The sequence below is a fragment of the Curtobacterium sp. PhB136 genome (genome assembly GCF_004346855.1).
In the GTDB taxonomy this organism is placed as follows: domain Bacteria; phylum Actinomycetota; class Actinomycetes; order Actinomycetales; family Microbacteriaceae; genus Curtobacterium.
The window spans coordinates 229,494-235,493 of record NZ_SMGH01000004.1 but is presented as its reverse complement, the minus strand read 5'-3'; the positions used below and the strand labels follow the sequence as shown (position 1 = coordinate 235,493).

The 6,000-nt window shown below is 69.8% G+C and carries 8 protein-coding genes (1 of these 8 cut by a window edge); 4 read left to right on the top strand and 4 right to left on the bottom strand.

Going from position 1 to position 6,000, the window contains the following annotated elements:
* Both EDF27_RS01120 and EDF27_RS01115 read left to right on the top strand, forming a co-directional pair.
* On the top strand, positions 1-295 hold the final stretch of the coding sequence (locus EDF27_RS01120; RefSeq protein WP_132046829.1) for a cytochrome c oxidase assembly protein. 2,126 nt of this gene lie to the left of the window's left edge; 295 of the gene's 2,421 nt are visible here — the last part of the coding sequence; its start codon lies off the left edge, out of view; the stop codon is at positions 293-295.
* Positions 292-1,593: an AAA family ATPase gene (locus tag EDF27_RS01115; protein WP_123654632.1), complete on the top strand. Its 1,302-nt coding sequence runs from the start codon at positions 292-294 to the stop codon at positions 1,591-1,593. The genes EDF27_RS01120 and EDF27_RS01115 overlap by 4 nt, the downstream gene beginning before the upstream one ends.
* A gap of 160 nt (positions 1,594-1,753) precedes the next feature.
* On the opposite strand, the gene EDF27_RS01110 is transcribed toward EDF27_RS01115, so the two are convergent.
* On the bottom strand, positions 1,754-2,425 hold the full coding sequence (locus EDF27_RS01110) for a DUF4383 domain-containing protein (protein WP_165931296.1): 672 nt from the start codon (positions 2,423-2,425) through the stop codon (positions 1,754-1,756).
* An 85-nt stretch (positions 2,426-2,510) separates the two neighbouring features.
* Here EDF27_RS01110 and EDF27_RS01105 point away from each other — a divergent pair, with 85 nt between their 5' ends.
* A complete protein-coding gene (locus EDF27_RS01105) occupies positions 2,511-3,347 on the top strand; it encodes a phosphatase PAP2 family protein (RefSeq protein ID WP_165931295.1) in 837 nt (278 codons plus the stop codon).
* Here EDF27_RS01105 and EDF27_RS01100 read toward each other — a convergent pair.
* Positions 3,344-3,808, bottom strand: coding sequence for a hypothetical protein (locus tag EDF27_RS01100; RefSeq protein ID WP_132046827.1), 465 nt, complete (start codon positions 3,806-3,808; stop codon positions 3,344-3,346). The two genes, EDF27_RS01105 and EDF27_RS01100, sit on opposite strands and share 4 nt — an antisense overlap.
* A gap of 183 nt (positions 3,809-3,991) precedes the next feature.
* Here EDF27_RS01100 and EDF27_RS01095 point away from each other — a divergent pair, with 183 nt between their 5' ends.
* Positions 3,992-5,131: a CE1758 family FMN-dependent luciferase-like monooxygenase gene (locus EDF27_RS01095; protein WP_123701273.1), complete on the top strand. Its 1,140-nt coding sequence runs from the start codon at positions 3,992-3,994 to the stop codon at positions 5,129-5,131.
* A 187-nt stretch (positions 5,132-5,318) separates the two neighbouring features.
* On the opposite strand, the gene EDF27_RS01090 is transcribed toward EDF27_RS01095, so the two are convergent.
* Positions 5,319-5,684: a multidrug efflux SMR transporter gene (locus EDF27_RS01090; protein ID WP_132046825.1), complete on the bottom strand. Its 366-nt coding sequence runs from the start codon at positions 5,682-5,684 to the stop codon at positions 5,319-5,321.
* Position 5,685: 1 nt separating this feature from the next.
* Complete coding sequence (locus EDF27_RS01085; protein WP_123654626.1) at positions 5,686-6,000, bottom strand: multidrug efflux SMR transporter; 315 nt, start codon at positions 5,998-6,000, stop codon at positions 5,686-5,688.

Sequence of the window (6,000 nt, the reverse complement as noted above, 5' to 3'; positions counted from 1 at the left end):
CGCGTCCGACGTGCCCGAGCCCGCGGCCCCCGGTTCGGCCGCCCCCGACGCGCCTGCTGCCGCGTCCGACGTGCCCGAGCCCGCGGCCCCCGGTTCGGCCGCCCCCGGTTCGCGCCCCGCCGACGACATCGCGCCCCGTTCTGCCGGGGCGCAACGCGCGCACGGGGACGCAACCCGCACGGCCACCGAGACCTCGACCTCGACCTCGACCTCGGACGAGGACGAGGACGAGGACGAGGACGACTTCGACGAGGACAGCGTGGACACGGCCGACTCCGGGACGAGCACCCCGTGAGCGTCGAACTCAGCGCCGAGCAGCGCGCCGTCTTCGAGTACATCGAGTCGACCCGTGACCACGTGTTCATCACCGGACGTGCGGGCACCGGCAAGTCCACGCTGCTCAACCACCTGTCGTGGAACACCGAGAAGCAGGTCGTCATCTGTGCCCCGACGGGTGTCGCCGCGCTGAACGTCGGCGGGCAGACGATCCACTCGCTGTTCCGGCTGCCGATCGGCCTCATCGCGGACGCCGAGCTCCGGCAGGGCCCGGAGACCCGCAAGCTCCTGAACACCATGGACACCCTCGTCATCGACGAGGTCTCGATGGTGAACGCCGACCTCCTCGACGCGATGGACCGCTCACTGCGCAAGGCACGAGGCCGCCAGTTCGAGGCATTCGGCGGCGTGCAGGTCGTGATGTTCGGCGACCCGTACCAGCTGCCCCCGGTCCCGGGCGACGCCGACGAGCGCGCGTACTTCACCGACCACTACCGGTCGCTGTGGTTCTTCGACGCGAAGGTCTGGCTCGAAGCCGAGCTCAACATCATCGAACTCGCGACCGTGCACCGGCAGCGGGACGACGCCTTCGCCGCGATGCTCACCGCCGTGCGGCACGGACGGGTCACCGCGGACATCGCGAACCGGCTCAACGAAGCCGGCGCCCGTCCGGCCCCCGACGACGCGATCACCCTGGCGACCCGGAACGACACCGTCGCACGGATCAACAAGGCGGCGCTCGATCGGCTCCCCGGCAAGACGAAGACGGCGAAGGCCGACGTCAACGGCGACTTCGGCGGCCGGAACTTCCCGGCGGACGAAGCCCTCGAGCTGAAGCCCGGCGCGCACGTGATGTTCCTCCGGAACGACCCCGACCAGCGCTGGGTGAACGGCACGCTCGGCATCGTGCAGACCATCCGCGACACGGTGTGGGTCGACGTCGACGGTGAGTCCTTCGAGGTCCAGCCCTCCGTGTGGGAGAAGTTCAAGTACTCCTACGACGCGGACAAGAAGGAGCTCAAGAAGGACACCGTGGGCGAGTTCCAGCAGTTCCCGCTGCGCCTGGCCTGGGCCGTGACGATCCACAAGTCGCAGGGCAGTACCTACGACCGGGCGGTGATCGACCTCGGCAACCGGGTGTTCAGCGCCGGCCAGACCTACGTCGCACTGTCCCGGCTGACCTCACTCGACGGTCTCTTCCTGACCCGCCCGCTGCGCCCGTCGGACATCATCGTGGACCTCGACGTCCGGCGCTTCATGTCGGAGGCGCCCCGCGTGGTCGCCACCCAGCTCGAGGCACCCAAGCCCGACGCCTGACCTGCGCCCGGACGCGTCCGCATGTTTCGACACCGCACGAGTCGATCGACTGCTGGCGTGTCGGAAAGCGCATGCGGTGCCCGACACCCGAGCGATGCGCGCCCCACACACGACGACGCCCGCCTGCCGAACGGCAGACGGGCGTCGGGGAGCAGCAGCGTCAGGCGCGCGCGGCTCGCAGCGCGCGGATGTTCTGCTTGTCGGCGCCGAGCGCGGTGAGCAGCAGGACGACGCCGACGATGGCGTTGAAGACGTTGTCGGTCGTGTTGAGCGCGAAGATGTTCGCCGAGGTGTTCACGAACACGAAGCCGTACACCGCGAGCACGACGAGGACGATGCCGACGAGCATGTTCACGTTGCGCGACCCGACGGTGTTGCCGAGCCCGACGATGAACAGCGCCGCAGCGAGCAGCGTCCACACCGAGGCGAGTGCCGGGTTCACCAGGAAGGCGTTCCAGAGCAGGCCGCCCGAGTCACCGAAGAAGGCGTGACCGTTCTCACCGGCGAAGAAGAAGCCCAGGATGCCCCAGATGGCGAGCAGGGTGCCGACGGTCAGCGCGAGCGCACGGTTCGGCGAAGCGATGATGCTCGGTTCCTTGACGGCCACGTCGGTCTCCTCCTGTGGTGCCACGTCCTGCGCGGCGACTGGTGTGCTCCGAGCGGGGCTGACGCTCCGCTGGACGATGCCGATCGGGCCCTGGTTCCCAGGATTCGACCGGCCGCTCAACGGTATCGTGTCGGACCCCGAGCGACCCAATCGAAGCGCCGTGACCAGGCGCACGACGAGGCCGGCGACGACGACACCGAGGAGGACGATCCCCGTGACCCGCACGCCCGATCGCAACGCCCTGCCTTCGCGTGACGACGCGCGCGGGCCGAGCGTGTCCCGGCGGCTCCGGTGGGGTGTGCTTGCGGGTGTGGGGTTCGTGATCGTGCCTCTCGTCTACGGGGTCGCGGTGCTGACGCCGTTCGGGCAGCGGCTCGAGGACTCCGCGCTCGGCGGGGTCAGGGAGACCGACCTGTTCGGGTCGGACACCGCGCTCAACGTCATCTCGGTCCCGGTGATCCTGTTGCTCATCGTCGTGATCGCCGCCGTGGCCTTCGCCCGGAGGCGGCTCGCCGTCGGACTGGCGGCGGGTCTGGTGGTGCTCGCCTCGGCCGGCACCTCGACGTTGCTCAAGCGTATCGCCGTGCGCCCGGAGATCGCCCAGTCGACGACGCCGAACTCGTTCCCGTCCGGACACGCGACGATCGCCCTCGCCGCGCTGTTCGCCGTGCTCATGGTCACCCCGAGGCGCTTCCGCCCGGTCGTCCTGCTGGTCGGGGCGGCGTACGCGGTGTTCGTCGCGAACCAGACCGTGGTCTACGGGTGGCACCGGGTGAGCGACATCGTCGGTGCCTGCGCGGTCGCACTGTTCTGGCTCGGGATCGTCCGGGCGGTGGGACCGCTGGTGGATCGCGGAGCTCGAGGCGACCGTGACGGACGCCGTGGTCCGCGCCGGGTCGTCACCGTGGTGCTGCTCGTGTCGGTCGGGGTGGTCGTCGCCGTCGGGGTGACCGCGCTCGTGGTCGCCCTGACGACCGGGTCAGGCAGCGGCAGCGGCGGGTACGACCACGACGCCATGCTCGTCGCGGGACGCATGGCGTCGTCCGCGAGCGTGCTCATCGTCGTGACGGTGGTCTGGCTCGCCGACGGCATGCACCACGCGGCCCCGACGACGGACACCACGGCCCTGCCGACACCGCGGTCCTAGGGCGTCGCGGACGACCGAGCCGTCTCGCCCGCGTGCATGGTGCGGAGGATCCGGCGGGCGATCCGTGCCTCGTCGTCGGAACCGACCTCGTCGCGGACGGCCCGGACGGAGAGCCCGAGGATCTCGGCGATCTCCGACGGTGCCACGTGCAGGTCGGTGAGTCGCTCGACGAGTCGCTCCCGCTCGCCGGCGACGGACTCCTCCAGCGCACGGGCAGCGGCGCGCATCGCCCGTGCCCGTTCGCTGGCGTCGCGGACGGCCGCGATCCGCGCAGCCGTGGCGGTGTCCCCGACGACGAACTCGATGCGGGGCACCGACCCGGCGAAGTCCTGCACCATCGTCCGGTGCCGAACGACGACGTCGTCGAGCCATGCGCCGCGGTGCTCGATGGCGGGGTAGTCCACGCAGCGGAGCACCCACTCGTCGTCGACGAGCACGGCGGTCGAGGAGATGGTCGGCACGGTGGAACCTCCGCGGTGTCCTGATCGGTGAGCCTGGTGAGGGTTCCACGTCGACGCTACGCGTGTTGCCCAGGAACGGCCGTCGGCACTTCGGTGGACGTCGCGGAATAGTCTCCGGTGCGTTACGTTGTACTCGTCAGTTCGATGCAAACGCATAGAACGATCACGCAGGAGGCGGACACCATGCAGTTCGGTATCTTCACGGTCAGCGACGCGACGACCGACCCCACCACGGGAACCACACCGGACGACACGCAGCGCGTCCGCGACATCCTCACCATCGCCGAGCACGCGGACCAGGCCGGTCTCGACGTCTTCGCCACGGGTGAGCACCACAACCCGCCGTTCGTCGCGTCCTCGCCGACGACGATGCTCGGGTACCTCGCCGGTCGGACGAAGCACATCACGCTCTCGACCTCGACGACCCTCATCACGACGAACGACCCGGTACGCATCGCCGAGGAGTACGCGATGCTCCAGGTCATCTCCGACGGCCGCATGGACCTGATGATGGGCCGCGGCAACACCGGCCCGGTCTACCCGTGGTTCGGGCAGGACATCCGGCAGGGCGTCAACCTGGCGATCGAGAACTACGCGCTCGTCCGCCAGCTCTGGGAGAACGACGTCGTGAACTGGCAGGGCAAGTTCCGCACCCCGCTGCAGGGCTTCACCTCGACCCCGCGTCCGCTCGACGGTGTCGCGCCGTTCGTCTGGCACGGCTCCATCCGCACACCGGAGATCGCGGAGCAGGCCGCCTACTACGGCGACGGCTTCTTCCACAACAACATCTTCTGGCCGATCGAGCACACCGCGCAGATGGTCGGTCTGTACCGCCAGCGCTTCGAGCACTACGGTCACGGCACCGCGAACCAGGCGATCGTCGGCCTCGGTGGACAGTTCTTCGCCCGCAAGAACTCGCAGGACGCGATCGACGAGTTCCGTCCGTACTTCGACAACGCCCCCGTCTACGGGCACGGGCCGTCGATGGAGGACTTCACGCAGCAGACCCCGCTCACCGTGGGCTCCCCGCAGCAGGTCATCGACCGGTACGCCGCGATGAAGGACAGCGTCGGGCACTACCAGCGCCAGCTGTTCCTGGTCGACCACGCCGGACTGCCGCTCAAGACGGTGCTCGAGCAGATCGACATCCTCGCCGAGGACATCGTCCCCGAGCTCCGCAAGATCAACGACGAGGGCCGTCCGGCCGACGTGCCGTCGAACCCGCCGACGCACGCGGAGCGTGTGGCCGCGGCGCGCGCAGCGGGCTCGGTCGGCAGCGACCACGTGGCCGCGGTCGACGAGTGGACCGGAGCGTCGGTCTGATCGCAGCTCCATGACGGACGGGAGGCTCGGTGCCAGCTGGCACCGGGCCTCCCGTCCGTCGGTGGTTCCCACCCACACTGCGCGCGATGGGAAGCGGAAACGCGCGTCGGAGGTCGGAACTTTCGACCTCCGACGCGCGATTCGACTGACTACGCGCGATTCGACCCCCGACGCGCGATTCGGCTGACTACGCGCGATCCCGCGCCGCGGGGGCCGACGCGGCGTGGACTGCCGGCCGCGCCGGGAGCAGCTTCAGCCCCACCACGCACCCGACGATGCCCGCGATGAAGACCAGGCGGAGCACCGTGACGGGCTCGGCGCCGGTCGCCATGCCCCACAGCACGGTGAGCGCGGCCCCGGTGCCGGTCCACACCGCGTACGCGGTGCTGATCGGGATGTGCCGGAGCACGTACCCGAACGCGACCAGGCTGATCACGATCGTGATCGCGAAGACGATCGTCGGCTGCAGGCGGGTGAAGCCGTGGCTCTCGCCAAGGGCCGTCGCCCAGACGGTCTCGAGCGCGGCGCTGACGAACAGCACGATCCAGGCCATCTCAGCTCACCACCTTGAGGCCGACGACACACGCGACGAGCCCGAACACGAGGGCGATGCGGCCGAACGACGCCGCTTCCTGCCGGCGGGCGATCGCGACGAGCACCGTGAGGGACGCGCCGATCCCGACCCACACCGCGTATGCCGTGCCGACCGGGATCGCCGTCATCGCGAAGGCCAGGCCGGCCATGCTCGCGGCCATGCCGACGACGAAGACGATCGTCGGCACCACCTTCTTGAACCCGTTCGACGCGCCGAGTGCGGTGGCCCAGACCGCTTCCAGCACGCCGGACAGGACCAGGACGATCCAGGTCAT

Bases quoted from the DNA above. Each gene is read 5' to 3' on its own strand.
- EDF27_RS01095 (WP_123701273.1), top strand. From the start codon at position 3,992: ATGCAGTTCGGTATCTTCACGGTCAGCGACGCGACGACCGACCCCACC.
- EDF27_RS01090 (WP_132046825.1), bottom strand. From the start codon at position 5,684: ATGGCCTGGATCGTGCTGTTCGTCAGCGCCGCGCTCGAGACCGTCTGG.
- EDF27_RS01085 (WP_123654626.1), bottom strand. From the start codon at position 6,000: ATGACCTGGATCGTCCTGGTCCTGTCCGGCGTGCTGGAAGCGGTCTGG.